Annotated in this window: 27 protein-coding genes; 15 read left to right on the top strand and 12 right to left on the bottom strand. The window is 60.7% G+C overall.

The features are described 5' to 3' along the window. The first annotated feature begins 367 nt into the window (after positions 1-367). Positions 368-1,981, top strand: coding sequence for a DUF882 domain-containing protein (locus tag ACS3WB_RS03760; protein WP_438274228.1), 1,614 nt, complete (start codon positions 368-370; stop codon positions 1,979-1,981). 56 nt (positions 1,982-2,037) lie between these two features. Here the strand turns inward: ACS3WB_RS03760 and ACS3WB_RS03755 are convergent, their stop codons facing one another. Beyond that, the gene (locus ACS3WB_RS03755) at positions 2,038-2,307 is read right to left on the bottom strand and encodes a DUF2312 domain-containing protein (protein WP_292610372.1); all 270 of its coding nucleotides are present in this window, start codon (positions 2,305-2,307) and stop codon (positions 2,038-2,040) included. A gap of 300 nt (positions 2,308-2,607) precedes the next feature. After that, complete coding sequence (locus ACS3WB_RS03750) at positions 2,608-2,910, bottom strand: DUF1244 domain-containing protein (RefSeq protein WP_438274227.1); 303 nt, start codon at positions 2,908-2,910, stop codon at positions 2,608-2,610. A 203-nt stretch (positions 2,911-3,113) separates the two neighbouring features. Here ACS3WB_RS03750 and ACS3WB_RS03745 point away from each other — a divergent pair, with 203 nt between their 5' ends. The 3 genes from ACS3WB_RS03745 (at position 3,114) to ACS3WB_RS03735 (ending at position 5,518) form a co-directional block, all read left to right on the top strand. After that, entirely contained in the window at positions 3,114-3,698 is a 585-nt protein-coding gene (locus ACS3WB_RS03745) for a DUF1036 domain-containing protein (RefSeq protein WP_438274226.1), read from the top strand. Further along, the gene (pyk, locus tag ACS3WB_RS03740; RefSeq protein ID WP_438274225.1) at positions 3,695-5,131 is read left to right on the top strand and encodes a pyruvate kinase; all 1,437 of its coding nucleotides are present in this window, start codon (positions 3,695-3,697) and stop codon (positions 5,129-5,131) included. The genes ACS3WB_RS03745 and pyk overlap by 4 nt, the downstream gene beginning before the upstream one ends. Before the next feature lie 225 nt (positions 5,132-5,356). Further along, on the top strand, positions 5,357-5,518 hold the full coding sequence (locus ACS3WB_RS03735) for a hypothetical protein (RefSeq protein ID WP_438274224.1): 162 nt from the start codon (positions 5,357-5,359) through the stop codon (positions 5,516-5,518). Between the two features lie 23 nt (positions 5,519-5,541). On the opposite strand, the gene ACS3WB_RS03730 is transcribed toward ACS3WB_RS03735, so the two are convergent. The 3 genes from ACS3WB_RS03730 to ykgO form a co-directional block, all read right to left on the bottom strand. Beyond that, on the bottom strand, positions 5,542-5,799 hold the full coding sequence (locus tag ACS3WB_RS03730) for a hypothetical protein (protein WP_438274223.1): 258 nt from the start codon (positions 5,797-5,799) through the stop codon (positions 5,542-5,544). 193 nt (positions 5,800-5,992) lie between these two features. Beyond that, a complete protein-coding gene (locus ACS3WB_RS03725; protein ID WP_438274222.1) occupies positions 5,993-6,664 on the bottom strand; it encodes a tetratricopeptide repeat protein in 672 nt (223 codons plus the stop codon). Positions 6,665-6,877: 213 nt separating this feature from the next. Continuing rightward, on the bottom strand, positions 6,878-7,003 hold the full coding sequence (ykgO, locus tag ACS3WB_RS03720; protein ID WP_011314284.1) for a type B 50S ribosomal protein L36: 126 nt from the start codon (positions 7,001-7,003) through the stop codon (positions 6,878-6,880). 373 nt (positions 7,004-7,376) lie between these two features. On the opposite strand from ykgO, the gene ACS3WB_RS03715 reads away from it, so the two are divergent. Next, positions 7,377-8,591, top strand: coding sequence for an EAL domain-containing protein (locus tag ACS3WB_RS03715; protein ID WP_438274221.1), 1,215 nt, complete (start codon positions 7,377-7,379; stop codon positions 8,589-8,591). 33 nt (positions 8,592-8,624) lie between these two features. On the opposite strand, the gene ACS3WB_RS03710 is transcribed toward ACS3WB_RS03715, so the two are convergent. Both ACS3WB_RS03710 and ACS3WB_RS03705 read right to left on the bottom strand, forming a co-directional pair. Next, positions 8,625-8,987, bottom strand: a complete 363-nt coding sequence (locus tag ACS3WB_RS03710) for a DUF3175 domain-containing protein (RefSeq protein ID WP_438274220.1) — start codon at positions 8,985-8,987, stop codon at positions 8,625-8,627. A 144-nt stretch (positions 8,988-9,131) separates the two neighbouring features. After that, positions 9,132-9,440, bottom strand: a complete 309-nt coding sequence (locus ACS3WB_RS03705) for a cysteine rich repeat-containing protein (RefSeq protein WP_438274219.1) — start codon at positions 9,438-9,440, stop codon at positions 9,132-9,134. A gap of 263 nt (positions 9,441-9,703) precedes the next feature. Here ACS3WB_RS03705 and hemE point away from each other — a divergent pair, with 263 nt between their 5' ends. Further along, complete coding sequence (gene hemE, locus ACS3WB_RS03700) at positions 9,704-10,681, top strand: uroporphyrinogen decarboxylase (protein WP_438274364.1); 978 nt, start codon at positions 9,704-9,706, stop codon at positions 10,679-10,681. 85 nt (positions 10,682-10,766) lie between these two features. Here hemE and ACS3WB_RS03695 read toward each other — a convergent pair whose 3' ends face one another. Further along, positions 10,767-11,051: a sulfurtransferase TusA family protein gene (locus ACS3WB_RS03695; RefSeq protein WP_438274218.1), complete on the bottom strand. Its 285-nt coding sequence runs from the start codon at positions 11,049-11,051 to the stop codon at positions 10,767-10,769. 138 nt (positions 11,052-11,189) lie between these two features. On the opposite strand from ACS3WB_RS03695, the gene ACS3WB_RS03690 reads away from it, so the two are divergent. Then, on the top strand, positions 11,190-11,321 hold the full coding sequence (locus ACS3WB_RS03690; RefSeq protein ID WP_438274217.1) for a hypothetical protein: 132 nt from the start codon (positions 11,190-11,192) through the stop codon (positions 11,319-11,321). A gap of 30 nt (positions 11,322-11,351) precedes the next feature. Here the strand turns inward: ACS3WB_RS03690 and msrA are convergent, their stop codons facing one another. After that, the gene (msrA, locus tag ACS3WB_RS03685; protein WP_438274216.1) at positions 11,352-11,891 is read right to left on the bottom strand and encodes a peptide-methionine (S)-S-oxide reductase MsrA; all 540 of its coding nucleotides are present in this window, start codon (positions 11,889-11,891) and stop codon (positions 11,352-11,354) included. Positions 11,892-12,204: 313 nt separating this feature from the next. On the opposite strand from msrA, the gene ACS3WB_RS03680 reads away from it, so the two are divergent. Continuing rightward, on the top strand, positions 12,205-12,435 hold the full coding sequence (locus tag ACS3WB_RS03680; RefSeq protein ID WP_438274215.1) for a hypothetical protein: 231 nt from the start codon (positions 12,205-12,207) through the stop codon (positions 12,433-12,435). Positions 12,436-12,603: 168 nt separating this feature from the next. Here the strand turns inward: ACS3WB_RS03680 and ACS3WB_RS03675 are convergent, their stop codons facing one another. Together ACS3WB_RS03675 and ACS3WB_RS03670 are read right to left on the bottom strand one after the other, a co-directional pair. After that, complete coding sequence (locus ACS3WB_RS03675; protein ID WP_438274214.1) at positions 12,604-13,344, bottom strand: LuxR C-terminal-related transcriptional regulator; 741 nt, start codon at positions 13,342-13,344, stop codon at positions 12,604-12,606. 516 nt (positions 13,345-13,860) lie between these two features. Further along, positions 13,861-14,379 (bottom strand): hypothetical protein, encoded by a 519-nt coding sequence (locus tag ACS3WB_RS03670; RefSeq protein WP_438274213.1) that lies wholly within the window; start codon positions 14,377-14,379, stop codon positions 13,861-13,863. 195 nt (positions 14,380-14,574) lie between these two features. Here ACS3WB_RS03670 and ACS3WB_RS03665 point away from each other — a divergent pair, with 195 nt between their 5' ends. The 7 genes from ACS3WB_RS03665 (at position 14,575) to pabB (ending at position 24,846) form a co-directional block, all read left to right on the top strand. Next, positions 14,575-15,138: a hypothetical protein gene (locus ACS3WB_RS03665; RefSeq protein WP_438274212.1), complete on the top strand. Its 564-nt coding sequence runs from the start codon at positions 14,575-14,577 to the stop codon at positions 15,136-15,138. Positions 15,139-15,415: 277 nt separating this feature from the next. Then, complete coding sequence (locus ACS3WB_RS03660) at positions 15,416-16,294, top strand: hypothetical protein (RefSeq protein ID WP_438274211.1); 879 nt, start codon at positions 15,416-15,418, stop codon at positions 16,292-16,294. A gap of 134 nt (positions 16,295-16,428) precedes the next feature. Further along, the gene (locus ACS3WB_RS03655; protein WP_438274210.1) at positions 16,429-18,360 is read left to right on the top strand and encodes a hypothetical protein; all 1,932 of its coding nucleotides are present in this window, start codon (positions 16,429-16,431) and stop codon (positions 18,358-18,360) included. Positions 18,361-18,403: 43 nt separating this feature from the next. Further along, positions 18,404-20,422 (top strand): type I secretion system permease/ATPase, encoded by a 2,019-nt coding sequence (locus tag ACS3WB_RS03650; RefSeq protein ID WP_438274209.1) that lies wholly within the window; start codon positions 18,404-18,406, stop codon positions 20,420-20,422. A gap of 38 nt (positions 20,423-20,460) precedes the next feature. Continuing rightward, entirely contained in the window at positions 20,461-21,804 is a 1,344-nt protein-coding gene (locus ACS3WB_RS03645) for an HlyD family type I secretion periplasmic adaptor subunit (protein ID WP_438274208.1), read from the top strand. Between the two features lie 56 nt (positions 21,805-21,860). Beyond that, complete coding sequence (locus tag ACS3WB_RS03640) at positions 21,861-22,331, top strand: tetratricopeptide repeat protein (RefSeq protein WP_438274207.1); 471 nt, start codon at positions 21,861-21,863, stop codon at positions 22,329-22,331. 367 nt (positions 22,332-22,698) lie between these two features. Then, positions 22,699-24,846, top strand: a complete 2,148-nt coding sequence (pabB, locus tag ACS3WB_RS03635; protein ID WP_438274206.1) for an aminodeoxychorismate synthase component I — start codon at positions 22,699-22,701, stop codon at positions 24,844-24,846. Between the two features lie 32 nt (positions 24,847-24,878). On the opposite strand, the gene ACS3WB_RS03630 is transcribed toward pabB, so the two are convergent. Beyond that, positions 24,879-25,670 carry a TOBE domain-containing protein gene (locus ACS3WB_RS03630; RefSeq protein WP_438274205.1) on the bottom strand — a complete coding sequence of 264 codons (792 nt, stop codon included), beginning with the start codon at positions 25,668-25,670 and terminating at the stop codon, positions 24,879-24,881. Positions 25,671-25,700: the final 30 nt, after the last annotated feature.

Here is a 25,700-nt window from a genome sequence, read left to right as displayed (position 1 = left end):
AGAAGCGGGATGATTTTATAATTTTGAATTTTGTTTTGGCGCGTTGGCTCCAGGCAAAACAACAGCCATTTACGTGGAACGGGGGGCGGAAATACCCGATCGCCCCTCGCCCGAAGACGTATTTAGTTGATTAAAAACAATTACTTAATCGCACTACCGGGCTCTTTTAACGTTAACCATTGTTGCCCGCGCCTTAATCCCCTGGCTCTTTTTTGCCACAGTCGGCGGGCTAGTTATCCTTTAGGAGGAGTCGGATTAAGGTAAATCCGGATTAACCCTCCTGCTCTACGACTTGAGTAAGCCCTTTCACAAACGGGGTCGTGGAAAGGCTGCGCGACGTAATCGTCCTTCGGGTGGGCTCATTGACGTGCTAGCGGGTTTTGCACGCGGTTTGAAATCATTGTCGATTCCGCGGGCCGGTTACTGCATCGGCCTGACGTCGCTTTTGCTGCTGGCGGGCGCAGGATCGGTGCATGACGCGGCTGCGCTCAACGAGACCCGCACGCTGTCGTTCCATCACACCCATTCCAACGAAGACCTGACCGTTACCTTCAAGCGCAACGGCCGCTACGACGAAGCCGCGCTGAAGCAGCTCAATCACTATCTCCGCGACTGGCGCAGTCAGGAGCAGACCACCATGGATCGTCACCTCTTCGACATCCTCTGGGAGGTCTATCGCGACGTCGACGCCAAGCAGCCGATCAACATCGTTTCCGCCTACCGCTCCCCCGCCACCAACGCCATGCTTCGCCGCCGCTCCGCGCATACCGGCGTCGCGCGATTCAGCCAGCATATGCTTGGTCACGCGATGGACTTTTTCATTCCTGGCGTGCAGCTCGAAAAAATCCGTTTCGCCGGCCTCCGCATGCAACGCGGCGGCGTCGGCTTCTATCCCAAATCGGGCTCGCCCTTCGTTCACCTCGACACCGGCCATGTGCGACACTGGCCGCGCATGACCCACGATCAACTCGTGCGCGTCTTCCCGAACGGTCGCACCGTGCACATTCCCTCCGACGGCAACCCCCTGCCCGGCTATGAGCTGGCAATGGCCGACATCGAGAGACGCGGCCAGAACGCGGATGAAGACGGAGCTGTAAAGAGCAAGCCGTCGAATTTCCTGCTGGCGCTGTTCCGCGGCAAGGCCGCCGCCGACGAGGATGACGAGTCGGAGGGCACACCGGCAACCCGGCCGTCTGTCCAGACGACGGTCGCCTCCGCGGCGCCGGCGACCGCCTCCGCGGCACCGGCGACCACGGCCGACTCGATCCCGCTGCCCCGACCGAAGCCGGTCGCGGTATTCCGGCTCGCATCTGCCGAAGCCCCGCCGGTCCCGCCGACGAAGCAGGCCGCGGCTGCGGTCAGCAAACCGCAGACTCCGGCCGACATCATCAATGCCCGCGGCTTCTGGGACGAAATGCCGGCTGCCCCGACCAAAGCCACGCCCGCGCAGGTCGTCGCCGCCGTCAGCGCCCGCAGGGCGCTTGCCGCCGTCGATCCGCAGCCGACCTCCAGTATTTCCGATTCCTTAGAGGCGCTGGCCTATGCGCCGGCGCCGAAGGACATCCGCCGCGCGCGAATTATCGCGGCCACCGCATCGATACCGCCGATCCGGCCCGTCACTCCCGCGCGAAATCCGATGGCGGTGGACGGCGTGACCACAGTCCTCGTCAAGGGCGCGCAGGACCAGGGCGCCGTGGTGGCCACCTCGCGCCGACTGGCGCCGGCAGCCACGCGCGACAGCGACGTCTGGATGCGCGCGATGATCGTCGCTCCGAGCGCGAGCCGCACGATGTCGGCAACGGTCATGGGCGATCAGGACATGACGTTGATGCATATCTACTTCCAAAAGCCCGAACGGGCGATCGCGATGACCTTCTCAGACGATCCGCAGATGGGAATCCTCTGCGACCGATTCAGCGGATCGGCCGTCGCCACCCTGACCACGACCCGGCTCGCGGCGCGCGCGAGTTCGCTGCGGTAAGTCGGTTCGAACTCGCATCGCGCGACCAATGATCCAGCCGAGCGACGGCTCTCCGCTCACAGCATCCCCAGCGCCTGCATGTAGGTTTCCAGGATGGTTTCCTGCTCCTGGCGCTCGTTGGCATCCTGCTTGCGCATCCGCACGATGGTCCGCAGCGCCTTGACGTCATATCCATTGCCCTTGGCTTCGGCATAGACGTCGCGAATATCGTCAGAAATGGTCTTCTTCTCTTCCTCGAGCCGCTCGATGCGCTCGATGATCGCCTTGAGCTGATCCTTGGCGAATCGGGTCGCGGGCTCTTCCTTGGCGGCGACGGCGGTGGCCATCCTGCTACTCCTGAAATCAATTGATGACGATGGGATGTGAGCCTGAACGCGCTGGCCGCTCACCACACGTGAAGACCGACACTCCCGAGCGGCGTGCCTGACGTCAAGGCGCCATCGTCTTCATCCACAGCGACGCACAGGCTGGCCTACCTCCTCATACCTGATGGACTCGGAAGCGGGCGCCACGATTTTGTATCGACGCATTTCTTGACGCGAACCGGCAGCCATCCTCGGGTTAAGCCCAAGAACAAGCTCCTCTCAAAAACGCTATAAGGGTAAGCGACGGCCCGCTCAAAACGGTCAGTGACCGTTTTGGCTCTTCTTCATCGCCGCAAGCTGCTCCGGCGTTGCCGCGCCCTGATGCTTCATCTTCCAGGTCTCGTAGGGCATGCCGTACACCGCCTCGCGGCTTTCATCCTTGGTCATGGCGGCCCCCTTTTCGTCGGCCGCCTCCTTGAGCCAGTTCGACAGGCAGTTGCGGCAGAAGCCCGCGAGATTCATCAGGTCGATATTCTGGACATCGGTCCGGGAGCGCAGGTGGGCGACCAGTCGCCGGAACACTGCGGCTTCCAGTTCCGTTTTTGTTTTGTCGTCAATGGTCATGAGCCGATCTCGTCATCGCCTGTCCGAACGGAAATTTGTTGGACTAGTCATTTGGTTGGACTAGTCATGGATTCTACCATATCGCAGCGCAAATAGGAGTTTCCTGGTTGGAAAATGCGCACCTTGGCGTGAAAAGCAGGTTCCAGCCGTTGACAGGCCACAACGGGTCACGCGAAATCACGCAAAACGATTTGCCCCGCTAAATGACGAAATCAGATCCTTTCCCACCCCCACCGGTCTCGCCGCGCGTGAGCACCGCGGGCCTCTTGCCTGCGCTCGGCATCCTCATTCTCTGCCTGTGGTCGGCGCCCGCGGCAGCCGACTTCCGGCTTTGCAACAACACCTCAAGCCGCGTCGGCATCGCCCTTGGCTACAAGGACGCCGAGGGCTGGACCACCGAGGGGTGGTGGAATGTCTCATCGCGTGCCTGCGAAACGCTGCTGCGTGGCACGCTCATCGCACGTTACTATTATATTTATGCTCTAGATTACGACCATGGCGGCGAATGGTCGGGACAGGCTTTTATGTGCTCGCGCGACAAGGAATTCACGATCAGAGGTACCGACAATTGTTTGGCACGCGGCTTCGACCGCACCGGCTTTTTCGAGATCGATACCGGAGACCAGCGTGCCTGGACCGTTCAATTGACGGAATCCGGCGAACACGGGCCGCAGATGCCCGGTATGCCTTCCCAGGGTTCATTTCCGGGTATGCCCGATCCAGCGGGCGGAACGCCTCCGGGCGCGTCTGGACTGACGCCAGGCGCGTTGCCCGGACGTAAGCCATGAGACGTCTTCGCCGTATCAAGATTCTCGCCACGCTCGGACCGGCCTCCTCAGACAGCGCCATGGTCCGCCGTCTGTTCGAGGCGGGTGCCGACGTCTTCCGCATCAACATGAGCCACACCTCGCATGACAAGATGCGCGAACTGGTGGCGACGATCCGCAACGTCGAAGGCAGCTACGGCCGCCCGATCGGTATCCTGGTCGATTTGCAGGGTCCCAAGCTGAGGCTCGGCTCGTTCGCCGACGGCCCGATCCAGTTGAACAACGGCGACACGTTCGTGCTGGATTCCGACAAAACCCCGGGGAACAAGACCCGCGTCCACCTTCCGCATCCGGAAATCCTGGCGGCGCTGCGCCCCGGTCACACGCTGCTGCTCGACGACGGCAAGGTGCGTCTGATCACCGAGGAGACCTCCTCGGAGCGTGCCGTGACGCGCGTTGTCGTCGGCGGCAAGATGTCCGATCGCAAGGGCGTCAGCCTGCCCGACACCGATTTGCCGGTGTCGGCGATGACGCAGAAGGACCGCTCCGACCTCGACGCGGCGCTGGAAGCCGGAGTCGACTGGATCGCGCTGTCCTTCGTGCAGCGCGCGGACGACGTGGCCGAGGCCAAGAAAATGATCCGGGGCCGGGCTTCGGTGATGGCCAAGATCGAGAAACCGCAAGCCATCGATCGCCTGCCCGAAATCCTTGAAATGGCCGATGCGCTGATGGTGGCGCGCGGCGATCTCGGCGTGGAATTGCCGCTCGAACAGGTGCCCAGCCTTCAGAAGCAGATGACTCGGATGGCACGGCGCGCCGGCAAGCCGGTCGTGATCGCGACGCAAATGCTGGAATCGATGATCCAGTCGCCGGTGCCGACCCGGGCCGAAGTCTCCGACGTCGCCACCGCCGTTTATGAAGGCGCAGACGCCATCATGCTCTCCGCCGAGTCTGCGGCCGGGAAATACCCGGTCGAGGCCATCTCGACCATGAACCGCATCGGCGAAGAGGTGGAACGCGATCCGATCTATCGCGGCGTGCTCAATGCGCAGCGCGCCGAACCAGAGCCGACCGTCGGCGACGCCATCGCCGATGCCGCGCGCCAGATCGCCGAAACGCTCGACCTCTCCGCGATCATATGCTGGACCAGTTCCGGATCGACGGCGCTGCGCATGGCGCGTGAACGCCCGAAGCTTCCGGTGGTCGCCATCACGCCGAACCTCGCGACCGGCCGCAAGCTAGCGGTGGCATGGGGCGTGCACTGCGTGGTCGCCGAAGATGCCCACGACCAGGACGACATGGTCGACCGCGCCGGCAGCATTGCGTTCCGCGACGGTTTCGCCAAGGCGGGCCAGCGCATCATCATCGTGGCCGGCGTGCCGCTCGGCACGCCCGGCGCGACCAATATGGTTCGGATCGCCTTCGTCGGTCCGGACGGCGACGCGGGCGTTTAGAGCATGATCCCGAAAAGTGGAAACCGGTTTCGGAAAAAGATCATGCTTAATCAAAAAGATAGGCGAGGAGTCTGATCCAACGCAGTTGAAACGGCCTCTAAGAGCGATTTTCCTGCCCGGACGCCAGCCGGTTATCCACGTAATCCACAGGAACCCTCAATCGACTCGCAAACTTTATTCACGTTCTCGATGAAGAGTGAGGCGTCTTGAACCGGAGTAGGTGAGATGAGTTTTGAAGCAGGCGAGGCTTTGATCGACGAGATCGTAGCATCATGCAACGGCGACGTTCGCGGTGCGCTGATGGCGCTGCTGATGGTCAACGAACGGCTGGAGGATGAACTGCAGCGGCTTCATGCGGCGGCGCGCGAACGCAACCAATTGCATTAGATAGCGGCGACGAGGCCGGGCCGTCAGTCTTTTTCCTGGTCAGGGGCTTTGTCGTCCTGATCCTTCGGGCATGCGCCGATTGAGGATCGGGCGAGTTTCGCAGCGGCGCGGGATTGGTAAGGGCCATCCCCGAACCAGATGTCGCCGTCGATGACCGGATTGCTGGTGACGATGTCACAAGACTCAGTGGCATGGTTGCCGACAATCCAGAACTGTCCTTCAGCCAAGGAGGCGCTTCCTGTTGCGCAGACGAGGATTACGGCCAGCATCAGCGATTTCATTGGCGCTCTCCGCTCTCGGATTCCCATTGAATTGAGGCCAAACCCGCATTAGCCGGAAAGTTTCATCGCGCTAAGCATCAACGGCGATGTTGGTTAATCCGCGAGCGCCGCAGGCGCGCGCTGGTGTGCCCGCCAGGACTAGGTTCAAACGATGTCCGGACAGGCTACCCTTTGCTCCGACGCTTCGCGAACATCAGATATCCCGCCCTTCAACCTTTTCGGTCAACGTCCTCACCCGCTCGCGCACGTTTTCGAGATGCGGATTGACGGCGAGCGCCTTGCGGTAGGCATCGAGCGCGCGCCTGTCGTCGCCGAGGTCCTGCATGATCATGCCGAGACCTGCGAGCGCGCCGAAGTGGCGCGGCTCGCGGACCAGCACCTGCTCGATGTCCTCAAGCGAAAGCTGGTAGTCGTTCTGCATGTAGTGCAGCGTTGCGCGCTGGTTCCATCCCTCGATGTAGTCAGGATGTAGTTTCAAAACCGCGTCTAACAGCTTGATTGCAATATCGAACTGTTGGCCGTGCATCGCGACTTTCGCCCGCTGCATCAAAAGCACCGTCGTGTCGCTCGACGTCCGGCTCCAGAGCGCCAGGATCTGCGCTTCGACGTGCCTGGCGCTCTCCTCGTCCGGCGCGGCCTTGAGGGCCCCGAACAGGAAATCGAGTCCGTGAGCCTGATCTTTTGGAATTCCCGGCCGCTTCGAGGACAACGGCGGCAAGTCCCTGGGTTCAGTAGCCTCCGGCGGGGCGCCGTGCGGGAGGAGGCGCGGCGGGGCCTGCGCGGACGCCACCGCAGGCAGAACTCCGGCAGCCGCGACTAGAAGTGCGAGGCAAATACACCCTCTCGTTGAGAGATTCCGTTGCATTCGCGAGGTCCAGATCAATACGAACTTCCGGCCGCTACTATAGCGTTTTCCGGAGGTTCGGGCACTGGTTCGCTGCGGAAAAGGCATCAGATCAAAATCCTGCAAACCCGCTTCTGATGCCGTCAGAAGCGGATGAACTTTAAGCACGACGAAACGCCCGCGGGCGCAGGCGTGTCAGCGATGACGAAGTTTAAGGGCGACTGATGGCGCCAATCAGCCCTGGCGGGCCTTGAAACGGCGCTGGGTCTTGTTGATCACATAGACCCTGCCCTTGCGGCGGACCAGGCGGTTGTCCCGGTGGCGCGAACGCAGCGATTTCAGCGAGTTACGGACCTTCATGGGAACGTTCCTGAATTTTCCAAAGGCCGTATGCAACGGGCCAAAAAAATGATCCTCGGCCTGCAGCAAGGCCTCCCGGGATGCGCGGTTTCTAGGCCCTGGGAGCCCGAACTGTCAATGCAAACCGTCATAGGCAACCGTCTCGATCACGGATTTCCGCAGATCCCGGCCGGAAGTCGCGACCTGCACTTTCCGGGATGGGATTTCCCCTGCGGCGGCCTTTTCGTTCCCGTCGGTTCAATCTTGAATCGCTTTATCAGGGTTAACGATGCGTCGACATTCTCCGGTGCACGACCGGTGCATCACCGAAACGAACCCTGATGGAGCCATAACAGAAGGTTCACCTTGGCGTCCCGCCAAGCGAGGACCCTCCATGACCGCCACAACCAGTCCAGACGACAGAATTGCGGAAACGCCCTTCGGCAAGCGAAGGGTCAAGCCCCGCGCCTGCATTGTCGAGAGCAAGCATCACGTGCGGTCGCTGCTCAGCGAGACGCTTGAGGAACAAGGGTTCATTCCGCATGGCTGTGCGACGCTGGACGACCTCGATGCCTCGTTGCGTTCGGATTTCCCCGACCTCATCGTCGTCAGCTTCTCGATAAACGGTCTTCCGGTTACTGACGTCCTGAACCTGCTAGCGGCCCGGACCAGCGCAGCGATGGTACTGCTGATCGGGCCGCCCGATGCACCCGCCGTCAGGGCGGCGCAGGAACTTGGCGGGAAACTGGCGCTTGAATTGCTGCCCATGTTGCCGACGCCTTTCAGCGACAAGGACCTGCATGAGCGCATCGCCAGTCTTGTCCCGATCGAACCGCCCGCGCCGCCGGTCGATGTCGCAGAGGCGCTCGGCGCCGGCTGGCTTGAACTGTGGTATCAACCCAAGATCAATGCACGAAACCTTGCGCTGGGCGGCGCCGAAGCTCTGATCCGGATGCGACATCCGAGCTGGGGCATCGTGCCGCCGGCTTATTTCATTCCCGACGAGGGCGATCCGCATTTTCGCTCGCTTTCGCGCTTTGTCATCGACCGCGTTTTCCAGGACTGGCGCTATCTCGTCGCCAAATCCGGAAGCATCCATATGTCCATCAACCTGCCGCTCGCCTTCTTCACGGACGCCAATGCCGTCGACGATCTGCGTTTGCAGTTTCCGGCTCACCCCGCTTTCGATGGTTTGACCGTGGAAGTCGACAGCAGCGAAGTCGTCAAGAATCTGCCGCTCGCGATCGAGGCCGCGCAGCGGCTGCGATTCCACAACATCGGCTTTTCACTCGACGACGTCGGCACCGAATGGCCGGCGCTGGCCGCGCTGAACGAATTTCCATTCGCCGAGATCAAGCTGGATCGCCGGTTCGTCGACGGCAGTTCGTCTGCGCGCCTCAAGCGTTCCGTCTGTCGCCGGATCGTCGATCTGGCCAAGAGGCACGGCGTCAAAACGGTGGCTGAAGGCGTCGAGACCCGCGACGATTTTCTCGCGATGCACGGTATCGGTGTCGATTTCATCCAGGGCTTTCTGTTCGGCAAGCCGATGACCACCCGGAAGTTCGCGCGTAACAGCCGCCAGCCACCGGCCTTCGTTCCCGTTGCCTAGAGCCCGCGCTTCTGATCCCATCGGACGCGAGGCTCAGCCAGCCTTGCCGAACGCCTTGCGCAGTTCGCCCTTGGCCGCTTCAAGCGTCCGACGACGAGAGGCGGAGAGATTTTTGCCGCCGCGATTGATATAGAACACCAGCATCGACATCGCCGACCGATAGGGATCGCTCTTGCGCCGATGGCTCTGCTCGGCGGAGCGCTTCAGCGACCGGGCAATAGCGGCGGCGCTACGCTGCTTGAACACTCCTTGCTTGAGATCGAGCGCATCGCTCGTCGCCGTCACCCTGCCCGACCACTTGCGAACCGGCTTCTTCCGGCGTGCCGACGATTTTGCCCTGCTCTTTGTCCTGGTGCGATGAGCCGGCTTGCGCGGCGATGTCGATGCCTTTGTCAATGTGGCCTCCTGTCGGGAATAGCGCGGGGCGTCATAGCGGAGCGCGTCACAGCAACGGCGCGGGCCCCGAATCGGTTCACATTTTTTGTGAATCCAAATCACCGCCATGAAAAATCCCGGACAGCAGGCACTGCCGCTGACGACCTATCGCCGACCATAGGGCTCAACCGGGTTTCCGGTCGCTTTCGCCGCCACATCGTTGCCGGTCGCTTCGGCATTGGATTCGAACACCGCACGGCACGGCGCGCCGAGCTGTGTCTGATTCTGCCGCAGGCAGGCCACAATCCGACCGACATCGGGAATCTCGCTACCGCACAATCTGAAGACGTCAGGGGTGCAGGCCATCCGCTGAGCGAACGTGCCGCGATAGTCTTCCGCGACCGCGGGGCGCGTCAGTACCGCTATGCCGGCGGCAAGAATCCCTGAAACCAGGGCCACCCTGTAGCTGCGCATGTGTCACCTCTTTCGAATGCTTCACATGCCGACACCTCCCCAAACCATTGAGGCGGCAGAAAGGTTCGTTTCGGACATTATGATGGGGGAAGCGCCTAAAGATGCTGCTGCAGACCCTGCCCGTTGCCGTAGACCCTGCGGGTCGTGTATCAGAACATACGGAACTCATCTCATCGACGGAACACGCCTTGGCACAGGATTCGAACACCAAACCCTTTCTCGAGGTGCTCTCGGGCCGGCGTCAGGCTGTGCCGCCGATCTGGATGATGCGGCAGGCGGGCCGCTATCTGCCCGAATATCGCGAGCTACGCGCCAAAGCCGGCGGTTTTCTCGACCTCTGTTTCACGCCGGAATTCGCCGCCGAGGTGACCCTGCAGCCGATCCGCCGCTTCGCCTTCGACGCGGCGATCATCTTCTCTGATATCCTGGTCATTCCCTACGCGCTCGGCCGCTCGGTGCGCTTCGAGGTCGGCGAAGGCCCGCGGCTCGATCCGCTGGATACGCCGGACAAGGTTGCGGGGCTGGCTCGCGAAGCCGACATGACGAAGCTCGAGCCGGTGTTCGAGGCGTTGCGCCGCGTCAAGCGGGAGCTGGGTTCAAAAACCGCGCTGATCGGTTTCTGCGGCGCGCCATGGACGGTCGCGACCTACATGGTCGCGGGACACGGCACGCCCGATCAGGCGCCGGCGCGGATGATGGCCTATCACCACCCCGACGCCTTCGCCAAAGTCATCGATGCGATCGTCGAGAATTCGATCCGCTATCTGCTCGGCCAGCTCCAGGCCGGTGCGGACGCGCTGCAGATTTTCGATACGTGGGCGGGCGTGTTGCCGCCGCGCGAGTTCGCGCGCTGGTCGATCGAGCCCACCAAACGCATTGTCGCTGGCGTGCGCAGGCAGGTGCCGGATGCGAAAATCATCGGATTTCCCCGGGGGGCCGGCGCGTTGCTGCCATCCTATATCGAAGCGACCGGCGTCGACGCCGTCAGCATCGACTGGACGACCGAGCCATCATTGATCCGGGACAGGGTTCAGAACAAGGTCGCCGTTCAGGGCAATCTCGACCCGCTGGCCTTGATCGCCGGCGGTGATGCGCTCGACCGCGCGGTCGATGACGTGCTGACGAATTTTGCCGGAGGACGCCTGATCTTCAACCTCGGCCACGGCATTCAACCGGAAACGCCGATCCCGCATGTCGAACAGATGATCCGCCGGGTGCGCGGGAACGGCGCGGGCCTGTAGAACGCGCGACCGTAGAATCTGTCCAATGTTCATGGGATGATGACCGTCTCGGCCATCCTTTATCGGCCGACGGCCCGTTTCAGGGTCACTTGACGTAGGGACACCAGGACCGCAGCGAGAAGCGGGCGTCCAGCGGCACCGGACCTCCCCCTTTTTTGATCAAAAAAACGATCCGCCGTTCCGCGCGTTCGGTGATTTCCACGGAATCGCCGGTCTCCCGAACCAGATTCGGAATATCGATCACCGAGAGCGGGTCGGTGCAATGCACCTCCAGCCGGTCGCCGGGCGTCAGCGATTTCAACGCCTTGCGGGTCTTGAGCGCCGGCATCGGGCACTTGAGCCCGCTCAGATCGAGTTTCGTTATCAGCATCCCATAAACATGGCGAATCCAGATGGGACCGTCAACCGGCGGCCGGTCATGTCTGCATCACATTAGACGCGATCAAGTCTCGCTTCGGGGATGCTTTGCCGCCGATCACGCCCTATTGTCCCGTCGATCGGACGACACATGACGCGTAGCACCCGCATCGACGCAGCCTCCCCCACGGAATATCCGCCGACGCCGGCCGTCATTCTCGCAGGCGGTCTTGCGCGACGGATCGGAGGCGGCGACAAGCCAGCCGGCTGTGCCGTCTCGTAGGAGCGGAGAGCGGGTAAGACATAGTCTTCCTCAACGAGTTCCGCCGGCCATCGCCTGCCCCGCCTCCTGCCTGCGCGGCAGCTTCCAGTTCGGCCGGACGAAGTGACAGGTATAGCCATCCGGATAGCGCTCCAGATAATCCTGGTGTTCGGGCTCGGCCTCCCAGAACGGACCGGCCGGCGCAAGCTCGGTGACAACCTTCCCCGGCCAAAGGCCGGACGCATCCACGTCGGCGATGGTGTCGTCGGCGATCCGCTTCTGCTCGTCGCTGGTGTAGAAGATCGCTGAACGATAGCTTGCGCCGCGATCGTTACCCTGCCGGTTCGGCGTGGTGGGGTCGTGAATCTGGAAAAAGAATTCCAGCAGTTGCCGGTAGCTGAGCGCGTTCGGATCGAAGGTGATTTCGATGGCCTCGGCATGGCTGCCGTGATTGCGATAGGTTGCATTCGGCACCTCGCCGCCGGTGTAGCCCACCCGCGTCGAGATCACGCCGGGATACCGGCGCAACAGGTCTTGCATGCCCCAGAAGCAGCCCCCGGCGAGGACCGCGCGTTCCGTTGAAGCTGTCATGTCCGTTCCCTTCTGCTTCCGGCGAGCAGGTCAGGTCCCACCGTTACTTTCCCATCTGGCTATCGGGCGGTTGGCGATCAAGCCGCCCGCGCAAGGCGCAGCACAGGTCGCGGGGAACAGGCCCTTGCCGTCAGGCGCGGAGCCACCGGAACAGCCGTGAAATCGGGTCGGGTGAATAACTTTCGGCCCATTGCACATCCGGCCTACAGTCGCAACCCGGATTCCCCGGTTGCATCGTAACCCCCTGCCGAGCTATTCGGAGAACCGGTCGAGGACGAGTAGTGTCCGAGCTTTCAATCGAATGAGGACTGGAATGCCTTTAAAGGTAGACGACACGAAGTTTGCGCTGGACGATCATGCTCCCTTTGGAAAGCTCTGGGGCAGGCTTTTGATCGACGTGGTGGATAGCGATACCGACACCCGGCGGACGATCCAGCTTGAGGTTCTTTTGGAGAAGAGCGACCGCTATCCCTTCTTTCATTATGAAAAGCTGGCTCGGGCGGAAGCCAAGAAATTGCTGAGCACAGTTGCGGAGCAATTGTAGTTTTTCGCCGTCCGTCGAATCCCGCAGTCCCCTCCCTCCTGCAACTCCCGGACGGCACTTTCATCATCGGGCTGAACCAAACATCTCGCCCCTGAATTGTCCAATGCCTGACTGCTTTGGACAATGTCATCGCTCGTCGCGCCGGCCGACGCGCCCATACAACTGGGCTCACGTGTTCGATGCGGGCTTTTGATCCGTGGTCTTGTCGAACAGGCTGCTTGCCATTATCGCGACCTCGGTCCGGTTCCGCGCCTTCAGCTTGCGCATGATATGGCGGATATGGACTTTCACGGTGCTCTCACACATGCCGAGTTCATAGGCGATCTGCTTGTTCGCCTTGCCGCGGCAGAGCGCCTCAACGACCATGATCTGGCGTGCGGTGAATAGCTGGCTTTCGCCATTACCTGGGTTCTGGAACGACGACACCACGCTGATCGGCACGAACGTGCCGCCCGCCTCGACCAGCCGCACGGCTTCGACGGCGATGCCGAGCGTCATGCTGGTCGGGATATAGCCGCGTGCGCCGCTCTCAATGGCGCTCATGATCCGCGAACCGTCCTCGACATCGGAGATGATGATCAGAGGGGCGCTCACGGCGACGCGTGCGAGATTTTCGACGTCATCGAATTCGTCTGACGCTTTCTTCTGGCGGGTCTGAACGTAAAGAAGGATGACCGACGGGTTAGGAAAATCCTCATGGACTTTCATCCAGTCCGCCAGCGTCGCGAATGCGAAAACCTGATGACCGGCATAGGCGGCCTGCAGACAATGCGCCAGACAATCGCGAACAAGCGCGCGATTGTCGATGATGACAATGATGTTTCCGGCAATCTTTGTTTCGTGGGAAAATGAATCGTCCGTACCTTTGAAGCGCCGCGCGTTGGGGCCGCTTTGGTCGGAGTCCGGCACGTCAGGTATGGAGATCGAGGAAAGTACGGAGGGACGAGGTTTCGTAAAAGCCTGCCAAGACGGGGCAATATCAGCCGATTTTTGAGCGCGAACAGCATTTTGCAGGCGCGCCTGCGATTGCGGCGGCGATGCCCCGCATGAGGCGCTTCCAACATTCAACTGTGGCCGGGAGGCGAGTGGAGGATACGGATGGATGACCGGGGCCGGGCCAGTCATGGTTCGTGCGCTTTGATCCTTGTGCGCAGCCTGTGAAATGAAATGATTGGATAACGACACGTTATGAAAATGACTTCGATTACTCGCGCTCATTGGGTACCCCTACTAACCCGATTGAAACGCTGCTACGGACAGGCAGTCCACCCCTCCTGTCTGAAACCTTCCGTGGTCAGCTCACTGCGATATATAAAAAGTGCTTGATTCAGGTTGTCCCTACCTGAAGACGACCAATCCTATTAGATTTTGAGTCCCCGGAAAACATAAAATTATTGGTGAATACGACAGGTTCCCTTTGAACCTTCAACACAGACTGTTTGACGGGAGCGTCGCGATAAAGGCGTCGAAGTTATCACTCCAATTGCCCGTGAGCGGATTGGATATCGAGATCGCGCCGCGCTCATCTCCGGAAAATATCTGCTCCTCCGCGGAAACGATCGGATCCTGCCAGGGTTCATATCCGATCGAGGCGACAGCGGCGGATCCACAAAGACGCGAAGCCACCATTGTTGCGCTGTAGCATCCATGCTGGAATTCGCGCGGATGAGATTTGCTGAGAGTCAGTGCGTCCTCGCCGATCAGATCGGCGTCCATGCCCGTGATCGCTCCCCAAGCCTGTGATTGAACAATGCCCAGATCATGGTCCTGCAAGTTTCGGCTCTCGATGCGCGCGACGATGGTGATGAGCGTCATCATGAAGCCGACCAGATAGGGATCGCGCCACGCGGTGTCGGGAATGCCGTTCAGCGAGGCGCGGCTTCGTTCAACCAGCGGACCGATCGTCTGCACCGCTGCCCGGCGCCCCCTCCTGACATCGGCCATTGCGACCGCCCAGCGCAGCAATTTCTCCTCCCTGGCCGTGTTGACCGGAACGCTCTCACAGCGAAGACTTGTCTTCTTTGCTATCCTACGAGACGATGGCGCCGCAGGACAGTGGTCCGCCGCCGATGTTTTTAAGGTTTTCGGCGCCCGTAACGTTGCAGGGGACAGGCCTGCACTTGTGTCAGATGCTCGATCATGACCGCCAGCAACCTGCCTCCCAAGCCCGATTTCGCCGCGCTCGAGGCGGCCGCGCCGGAATCGGCGGACCGTCGGACAATGATCCTGTCGCTGATCGGCAACCTGGTTTTCAACTGGTCCAACAACGAAAGCCTGTTCATCTATGTTCTGATGCTGTTGCTGAAGGTCGATCAGGCATCGGCAGCCATCGTGTTCGCGACGTTGAACACCACCCGGGCAAGACTCGATCTCATCCAGCGGCTGGCGCGAATCAAGATCAAGGACAAGGTGCTCAGCAAGGAGCTCGACCGTCTGATCGAGCGCTTTAACGAGGGCACCCACATGCGCAACGAATTCAATCACTGCATGTACACCGTGGGTGACAACGGCGAAATCTCGCAGACGCAATCGATGCGGCTGATCCAAACCCGCAGCGGCCTTCGATTCGGCGAAACCAAGCCGCTGGACGATGCGCGAATCCATGAAATGATCAATGGAATGCGCGAAATGGCCAAGATCAACAGAGACATCTGGGATTTCCTGCCGCGCCTCGAATCGCATTGCGATAGCCACAGCGATTAGTCGCATCTCCCATCACTACTTCCACCCTCATCCGAAGTCGTAGTCCCTTACGCCTTTTGGATGATACGGCTTCTCCTGAAGTCCAGGGGGATTGTCCCTAAGGGCAGCTATCGGTGGTGTTGCCATTGGGAGAGCCTTCCAGTGCGAAATCGGCTTCAGCGTCGATCTCGCCGCCGGCAGAACCGGTACATCAACTGCATCGGACCTCGACAAGGCCGCTGACGTAGAAGATTGGCGCGCTTTCGTCGCGACGATGCTCTTATGATTGGAGCCTATTATGCCTAAAAAGCCATATCCCAACGATCAGCATGATTATCACAACGACGATCCCACGCAGCTTCAGGGACAGGGGCAAGCCAATCTGCAGGCTCAGTTGCAGGGGCAGGCCAATCTGCAGGGCCAGCTTCAAGGCCAGGGACAGGGTCAAGGCCAGGGTCAGGATCAGACCCAGACCGCCGCTCAGTCGCTTTATTCAACCAGCGATAACCTGAACGGCAACGGCAACCTCAACGGGAACGGCAACGGCAACCTCAATCTGAATGGCAACGGAAACGAGAACGACAGCAGCAACAGCAACGACAATTCCAACTCGAATTCCAATTCCGTTGACAACCATCTCGACAACGGCGTCTGCAACAATCTCGACAACAACATCGAGAACACCGTCGATAATCACGTCGATACCTGCGTGAACGTCGCCGTGAACGTCGATCTCAGTCTGGATTCGCTTCCGAACTCGCCAGTCATCGATCTCAATGGGATGAACAACATCCACGATTCGCTGGTCATGCCGGAAGTCGTCAACCAGACGCTGACCGGCGACGGCAACATGTTCAATGTCGATCAGATCAACAACCTGGTTGATAGCGATCATCTGTGCGGAGCGTCAGTGAACTTCAGCGCCGACGGCGCCGGCTCCTGGTACGATCCGAGCGACGGTGGTTCCTTCAACATGGATGCCCACATCCATGGCGCCAGTGTCACGGCCAACCACTCACTGGGCGACCTCAATCACGAGAGCACCGGAATCAGCGCCGATGCGGCCGTGACGCAGTCGGCCTTCAATCAGACCATCACAATGGGTGCCAACATCCAGTTCAACAGCCAGACGATCAGCGCTGGACACGACTTCACGGACGATCATCACACCGGCTAGCCTTACTTTTCGCCTGCGCGGCAATTGCCGCGCAGGTTCTTTTTCCCGGTAACCCAACACTCTTAGAAATTTCGAGACTGCGAGGGCGCTCGCGGAATGGGGACGTTTTGCGTGCCTGAAAGCAGGAGGCTCTCATGGTGCCCGGCGGCATAACCGAGATCATCTGGCATTTTGCCGGATATCTTAAGATCTTCGACGACATTGCCCGCTTCCGCATCACCCACGACGAAGGCGACTATCGTTCCGACACCGACGACTATACCAGCCATCGGTCCGAGTTCGCGCTGACGCCGGCCGACGACGAAACGAGCAGTCGTTCGGTCGCGTTCCAGGACGCCCAGGCCGCTGGAGAGCCCGAGCACCACCTGCCCCGCTCGCACCTTCCCTCCGCCTCGAATATCGACATCGACCGGTTCTTGCCGCCTCAACCGCACATCGTCATGGCCCCGATCAGTCCGGGCTCCGGCGGTGGAGGCGGAGGCAGCGATGTCATCAAGGCGGTTTATCAGGAAGGCAGCGAGCAGAGCGAAGTCCAGACGCATCAGTACAACAACATGTACGACGATGATGCGGTCACGGGAACTCATAGCGCCAACGCTCTTGCCGCATTGAATGCATTGGATGCGGAGGCCGGCCACGCGATCGCCACGATGGTCGCCGGTGCAGGTTCGGTCGTTCCGGCCGAATGGTATGTTCCGCACGACACGACTTCGCTTCCGGCTTTCGTCGCCGCGCACGATCAGGACTGGGCCGCTCACGACGGCGCGGCCGACTTGCATTCGGTCAAGCCGGGATATTACCTCAACGGACTACTCCAGGATCCGGCGCCGCTTCCGCCCGATCAGGTGCCCTCCCCCGATCCGCTCCCCGCGCCCGATCTCGGCCATGGTCTGGGCCAGTGGGCGCTTGATGGCGGAAACACCGCCACCAACGGCGCCTATATCGTCGACCTCACGGATTCGGCGCGAACCATGATGGTGATGGGCGACTACTTCAAGACCAACGCGGTCTTCCAGACCAACTCCTACATGGACAACGACCACGTTACGGTCGGAGGTACCGGTGCCAGCATCGCGACCGGCGGCGATCAGGCCACCAATATCGCCGACTTCGTCCAGCATCCCGGCATCTACGAATCCTTGCCGAGTTACTTTGCCGGCCCGAACTGGTCCGTCGACCTCGTGCATGGCGATTACTTCAACGTTCGCGCGCTTGTGCAGAGCAATTATCTGTCCGACAACGACGTGACGATGCAAAGCAGTTCAAGCACGCATTATGAGATTCATGCAGGCCAGAACGAACTCGGCAACTACGTGCTGATCAACGACGGCGATTTCCACTATGATCTCGTCGTTGTCGGCGGCAGCTATCACGGCATGAACGTGATCTTTCAGAACAACGTTCTTTACAACAACGATACCGTTCAGATCACGGGCGATGGCATCGATCCGAACCAGACCGTTTCCACCGGCGGCAATCAGCTTACCAACACGGCAACGATCGAGAATTACGGCGGCGGCAACCATCTGCCATGGACGTCAGATCTCGACGGTCTCGTCCATAATATCTCGGGTGGGGCAACAGAGATCGATCCCTCGTTCGGGAACCTGATCGCCGGCAACGGCGGCACTTTCCATATCCTCTATGTCACCGGCAACTATTATGACGTGAACGCGATCTGGCAGACAAACATCGTCTCCGACGCGAATATGGCGATACAGCTTCAGCAACCGCCATCGAACGTCGCGGCCGCCTACTACGGCGACAGCATGGCGACGCAAAACGTCTCAACCGGCGGCAACGTTCTCAGCAACGATGCGGCCATCGTCGACGTCGGGAACACCAATACCTATGTCAACGGGCACGCCTACGGCGACACCATTCTGATCCAGGCCAATCTCGTAAACCACGATACGGACCACGTCGTTCAAACGAACCCTCAGGCTCTCGTCCCCGAAGTGATCGCCTTTGTCGGACACGACGATACAACCACCACTTCAGATCCGCAGCATCAGGCAACCACGGCACTTCCGCACGACGATCCCATGTCCTGCGTCCTCCACTAGATTGGACCGGGTAATCGATGCTTGTCGGTTGAGGAGAGCCGAAATGAGTCTGAGCGACAATCAAGCCGTTGGCAATCCGCCGACTGTTTCAAGCGATCGCTACTCGAAGGACGCGCTCTTGGCGCAGGTCAGAAAACTGACGCAGAAACTATGGCGAAACTCGTTTGAAAAGCTAGCCGCCACGCTCGATGCACGAACCGACACCAAGCCCGCGCCTCCCCCGCAACAGCACAACGGAGCCAAACCTGCCCTCGCACCGGCCAACAACGGACGCAACCTTAACGGCAGGGGAAATCTCAATGGCGGTGGTGGCGGTGGCGGCCCTCCGCAATTGCACAGGCGCTCCGGCGACAACGAATTTCGGGATGTTCTCGGCAAGGGGCTGACCGCGGCACGGCGCAACCTGATCACTGTCGGCATTTTTTCGCTCGTCGTGAATCTCCTCGTTCTTTCGATTCCCATTTATCTCTTCAACATGTCGGACCGCGTGCTCACCAGCCGAAGCGTCGACACGTTGATCATGCTTTCGTCAATCGTGATTCTGGCTATCGGAGCGCATGTCGTGATGGACATGTTGCGTCGCTTCATTCTGATGAGGGTTGCGGTCGAGACCGAAGCCCGCCTGGGCGGCCCGGTCCTGAGTGCCGCGGCGAAAGCAGCACAAAGCGGCTCGAGCCGGGAGTTTCAGACCCTGGCGGACCTGCAGCATCTGCGCGCATTCATCACGGGCCCGGTCCTGCTGACGATCTTCGATGCGCCGGTGACCCCCGCCTATCTGGCCGTCGTGTTCCTGATCCACCCGCAGCTCGGTCTGATCGTCCTGGGTTCCAGCATGTCGCTGATCGGGGTCGCGCTCATCAACCAGCGCGTGACCGCGATACCCTTCACCCGGGCGAATGCCTTCGGAACCCGCGCCAATCTGCAGGCGGAAGCGATGGCGCGCAACGCCCAGGTGATCAACGCGATGGGCATGATCCCGGAAGGCGTTCAGGTCTGGGGACAGGAAACGGTGGAATCGCTCAAGGCTCAGGTCGCCGGCCACGACCTGAACATCATCATGACCGGCATTTCGAAATTCCTGCGCTTGGGTACCCAGATCACCATACTTGGATGGGGCGCCTACCTCGCACTCGAGAGTGAGCTGACCGGAGGCATGATCATCGCGGCATCGATCGTCGCCAGCCGCGCTCTCGCACCCCTGGAAGGCACGATCGAAGGCTGGCGTCACTTCGTACAGGCCCGTTCGGCCTATAACCGCATCAAGACTTTGCTCCAGAACTCGCCGCTGAATCTCGAACGATTGCGGCTGCCGCGTCCGGAAGGCCGCCTCAGCGTCGAACGCATCCTCTATGTCCCCCCGCCAAACAAGAAGGTGATCCTCAACGGCATCAGCTTCCAGCTTGAGCCCGGCGAATCTCTCGCCATCGTAGGGCCTTCCGGCACCGGCAAGACCATGCTGGCGCGAATGCTGGTCGGCTCGATCATTCCGACCGCCGGAAACGTCCGACTGGACATGATGGACCTGCGCAACTGGGATCCGCGTCAGTTCGGCGAAAGCGTCGGCTATCTGCCGCAAGAAGTTCAACTGTTTCCGGCATCGATCAAGGCAAACATCGCGCGCATGCGTTCCGACGCGATCGACGAGGATATCTTCGATGCCGCGGAAACCGCCGACGTTCATGAGATGATTTCGGAACTCGCACAGGGATACGAAACCGTCATCGGCATGGACGGCAGCCCCTTGTCCGGCGGACAACGGCAACGGATCGGCCTTGCGCGCGCCTTCTATGGCAATCCGCGACTGATCGTACTCGATGAGCCGAACGCAAATCTGGATGCAAACGGCGAACGCGCGCTGGCGAAAGCGCTCGTGCGCGCCAAGGAGAAGCGGATGACGGTCGTTACCATCACGCAACGGCCGGCACTGCTGCAAAGCGTCGACAAGATCATGATCCTGCAAAACGGCTCCGTGCAGGCGTTCGGAACGCGTGACGAAGTGATTCCGCTGGTGACGGGCCGCAGACAGCCCACCGCTTCGGCATCGCCGATGCTCGACGCCTGATCGCGGGAGCGCGAAGACATGAGCCCGGAGAGTCGGCCATGAGCACGACAATGATAGGCGACCAGCCCTGGCATATCGATCTGCCTCGCTCGACACGCGGCCTTACCATGGCGGGCATGGTGGTCATCGCGATAACGGTCATGGGATTCGGAGTCTGGGGCAATACCGCACCAATCGCAGGTGCGGTTGTCGCATCGGGCGTGTTCGTCGCTACGGGCCAGAACAAGACCATCCAGCACCTGGAAGGCGGCATGATCCGCGACATCATGGTTCACGAGGGTGATACCGTCGAAGCAGGCCAGATTCTGGTCGAGCTGGATCAGACCACCGCAAAAGCCGAGATGCAGCGGCTCTACCTTCGCAACGCGCGACTCACGGCTGTCGATGCCCGCCTGCAGGCCCAGGTCCGCGAGGAGCCGGAAATTCACTTTCCGTCCGATCTGACAGCGGTGTCGCAAGATCCGCAAATACGCAGCATCGTCAGCGCCCAGGTTCTCGCATTCACCGCCCAGCGCAACAACACCAATAGCGAGATCGCCGGAATTGAGGACAGCATCAAGGCGCTGAACGAGCGCATCGCCGGATCGAAGATTCAGCTCGATGGCGTGCAACGCCAGATCGCGCTTGTCCAGGAGGATATCAAGACCAAGGAGCAGCTTCTGGCCGCCGGCCTCGTGCGCAAGCCTGACGTTCTCCTTCTGCAACGAAGCCAGGCCAATCTCGAGGGTGAGGTCGGCCGCATCATGGGCGATATCGGCGATGCCAAGGAACGGATCGCCAGAGCGGTCGAGCAGATCAATGGCGTCCGGAAGACGGCGATCAAAACCGCGGTCGAGCAGATGCACGAAATCCGGGGCGAGATGGTCGACGTCCGGGAACGGATGCTGAGCGCGAAAAACGTTCTCGATCGCACCACGATCCGCGCGCCGGTCAAGGGCGTCGTCGTCAAATTGCGTTTCCACACCCGCGGCGGAGTGGTCGAGCCGGGCAAACCCATCATGGAATTGTTGCCGCTCAACGAACCGTTGATCATAGAGGCGCGGGTGAGGCCGCAGGATATCGACTCGGTCAAACACGGTCAGGAGGCGATGGTGAGGCTGACAGCACTCAGCCAGCGCGTCACGCCGATGGTTTCGGGCGACGTCATCTACCTTTCCGCCGATACTGTTGCCGACGAGAAAAAATCACAGCAGACCGGACCGAGCGACATCTATGTGGTTCGCGTGAGGCTTCACAATTCGGAAGTTGCGGCAATCCCCGGCTTCAGCCCGACACCAGGCATGCCGGCGGAAGTCTTCATCAAGACCAGCGAGCGAACGTTCTTTCAGTACATCATGAAGCCTATCGAGGACAGCATGTCCCGGGCATTTCGCGAGCGATAGAGCCACGCTCGCAGCGCGAATAAATCAACCGGGGCCACGAGAGTTTCGATTGCAATTTGCCGAGGAGGCTCGACTTGCGGACGGTCGCAGACGTACTGAAGAAAACGACGGAGTTGCATCAGGCCGGCAAACTGGATCAGGCCGCGCGCGGATATCGCCGGATTCTGGAGATCGACCCGGGCAACGAGGATACACTGTATCGGTATGGCCAGCTTCTCGCTTGCAAGGGCGAGCACGCAGCGGCGAGACGCATGTCTGAATTGCTGACCCGTGTGCGGACCGATAGTTACAAGGCGTGGCTTCTGCTCGGACAATGCTGCGAAGCTCTGGGCCAATTTCACGATGCCGCCGAGGCATATCGCGAGGTGATCCGGCTGCAACCTGCCGTTCCTGGCATTTTCAGCAAACTCGCGAACGTTTCGAGCCGGTCGGGTCGTATAGAGGACGCCCACAAGACCCTCATGGCGGGCTTCGAAATGGTGATTGCCGGAGATATCTCGGGCGGAGCTTCGCTCAGCCTTCACTGAACCAATAGGCCCTCTGCTCTTCCGCAACTGCCGCACCTGTCGTTTGGGATTCGGTTTGGATTGCGTCTCTCGTTTTGCTGACGCACTGGCCAGCAACGGCAATTCGCCGCCGATACCAAATCGCCCGAAACGGGCCGCCGGGATCCCGGCCGGAATGCCCATCCCGGCGAAAAGTACCCTCCGGAAAACCCCTTCGAAAACGGCCCCTCCGCGCCCTCCGCCCCTGGCCGCGGCGATGAATCCGGTTCCGCTTTGAGGTGGCCTCGATTAAACAGCAGCCTTGGCCGCTGCCAGCGGATCAATTCCCGATGAATCTATCCGCGTTTGCCGTCTCGTGCAGGCGCCACTGGGTGTCGAGGTCATTTTGGTGAGGACGCTGATAATCGACAACTATGATTCATTTACCTACAACCTGGTGCAGTTGATCGCAGAAATTAATCAGGAAGATCCCCTCGTCGTCCGCAACGATGCAGCAACCTGGGACGAACTCTCGGGACAGCGTTTCGATAACATCGTGATCTCGCCGGGCCCGGGGCGGCCCGACCGGGCGGCGGATTTCGGCCTGTGCAAGGCTGCTATTGAAGCGGCCGCGGTGCCCCTGCTTGGCGTGTGTCTGGGCCATCAGGGCATCGCCATTGCATCAGGTGCGTCACTGGAACGAGCTCCGTCTCTGGTCCACGGCCGCACGTCCAGAATCGTGCACGGAGGACTTGGCCTTTTTGCGGGGATGCAGCCGCTGTTCAATGCGGCGCGCTATCATTCCTTTGTGGTCGGACGCCCCCTTCCCTCCGCCCTGGAGGAAATTGCCCGCACCGAAGACGGCCTCGTCATGGCCATCGCTCATCGCAGCCGACCGCAATGGGGCGTTCAATTTCACCCCGAGTCAATCCTGACGGAAGACGGCCGCATCCTGCTGCGAAATTTTCGCGACCTCTCATTTCGCGCCTCGGGAAGACCCTCAACGCCTCCGGCGCGCGCGCGCAAGCGACACGCACCGGCGCCGATCGCGGCGACCCGCAAGGCATTCTGGCACGAGATTCCGCGCGCGATCGACACCGAGGCTGCGTTCTGTTCGCTGTTCGCCGACCAGCCCTTCGCTTTCTGGCTCGACAGCAACCTCGCCGGATCGGCGCTGTCGCAATGGTCCTACATGGGGGATGCATCGGGGCCGCACGCGGCGACAGTTCAGTATCGCACCGGCGAGCGAACCATTGCGATCGACGATGCTCATGGCCACCGAACCGAAGCCATCGGCATATTCGAGTATCTCCAAAGGCAGCATCCGGCCCGCCCGCAATCGGCGCCGCCGTGTCCTTTCGTCGGCGGGCATGTCGGCTGGTTCGGTTACGAGCTAAGACATGATTGCGGTTCGCCGACGGAGCGGCGCGCGGCAACGCCCGACGCATTGTTCATCCATGCGGACAGATTCATCGCGGTGAATCATCTGGACGGAAAAACCTATGTGTGCGCCATCGACAATCCAGGCGAAGCCGGCCGCGCGCAGCACTGGATCCAATCGACACTGAAGAAAATCGAATCGGCGCGGAACCCGTCCATGGAATCGCCCCACGCAGTCGGCGGGGAGCCGCTCGAATTTCTCATGAGGGATGGAAAAGCGAGCTACCTCTCCAAGGTCGCGCGCTGTCTCGACCTGATCGCCCAAGGCGAGACGTATCAGGTCTGTCTGACCAACGAGCTTTCCTGCGCCGCCACAGTCGAGCCGCTGCAGGTTTATCGCACCATGCGGCGCGTCAACCCCGCCCCGTTCGCGGCTTTCCTCAAATGGCCCGGCGGAACTCTCCTCACCGCGTCGCCGGAGCGATTTCTCGCCGTCGATGCAACCGGTAACATCGAAGCAAAGCCGATCAAGGGAACGATCCGGCGCGATGTCGATCCGCTTGAAGACGACAGACTGATCGAAACGCTGCGGCACAGCCGAAAGAATCGGGCCGAGAACGGGATGATCGTCGATCTCCTGCGCCACGATCTGTCGCTCTGCTGCGAGAGCGGAACTGTCTCCGCGCCAAACCTGTTTGACGTCGAAACCTATCAGACCGTCCATCAACTGGTGAGCACCATACGCGGGGTTTTGAAGCCGGGGCACACGCTCGTCGACGTGCTGCGCAGCGGTGCGTTTCCGGGAGGATCGATGACCGGCGCGCCGAAATTCCGCACCCTCGAGCATATCGATAAGCTGGAGCAGCGTGCCCGCGGCATCTATTCCGGCGCGCTTGGCTGGCTGGGTGATGATGGCGCCGCCGACCTGAGCATCGTGATCCGCTCCATCGTATCGGCTGACGGAAGGTTCTCGATCGGCGTTGGCGGCGGCGTCGTAGCGGAGTCGACACCCGAGGGGGAATACGAGGAAATGCTCCTGAAGGCCGAGGCTTCGATCAGGTCGATCGTCATCGCCGCACGTGGAGACTTTGACGACCGTCACTTTCGTCTCATGGAATCAAGCGACGACATGGCTTTCGAGCCCGTCCCGAATAAAGGCGGTAGCGGCGGTATATAGCCACTCGCGACAATGCGCGTTCTAAAAACACATCAGTTGATGGCGATGATGACGTGCGCGGCATCGAAAAGAGCGAATGCGGACTTTCCCGGAGAGAGGCCAAGCGACTTGGCGCTGTGCGATGTAATGCTTGACGTGAGCGTCTTGCCGGCGCCGATATCGAGGATGATCTCGGCGTTTATGTCGGACGCCTCGCATCGACTGATGATTCCGCGGATGCAATTGCGCGCGGAGGTTTTCGGCGCGGTCTTGCCGGTCGCGATAGCGACAAATGGCGCCTTGATCAGTAGGGTCACCGATCGGCCCGGACACAGACCCAGTTCTTCCATGCTGGCGTGCGTGACAAGCGAATAGATCGTCGTTTCCGGCGAAACCGAAATTTCGACTTCGGCGCTCAACGCGTCGGAGACGATCTTGACGATGCTGCCGCGGATCGCGTTGCGTGCGCTGGTCTTCATCAAAAATCCCGAGACAAGATCCAGGGGAGAAACGCCGGCCTCGGCAAGTTCGGGCTCGACCGTTCGCAGGACGCGGACCATCTCCGCTTCCATTCTTCTGAACGCCTCGATGACGGTGTGACCGGTCGGCGTCAGCGTCGCGCCACCTCCGGCGCGCCCGCCCGCGCGGCTGACGAGCAAGGGCTTGCCGAAAAGATTGGCCATGGCATCGAGACCATCCCAGGCCGCCTTGTAGGTGATGCCGATCGCCCGTGCGCCGGCCGAAATGCTGCCCTCGCGCGCGACCGCCTCAAGCAGCTTCAGCCGCTCGCGCCCGACGGCCGGAACATTCTCGCTTTTCAGGGTGACCAGCGCTTCTATCGCCATCCGAGCCCGCCCGTACGCTATATAGAGATA

Source organism: Nitrobacter sp., assembly GCF_051535215.1.
Classification (GTDB): domain Bacteria; phylum Pseudomonadota; class Alphaproteobacteria; order Rhizobiales; family Xanthobacteraceae; genus Nitrobacter.
Note: the sequence above shows the minus strand (reverse complement) of the source record. Positions and strands in the feature narration are given on the sequence as shown.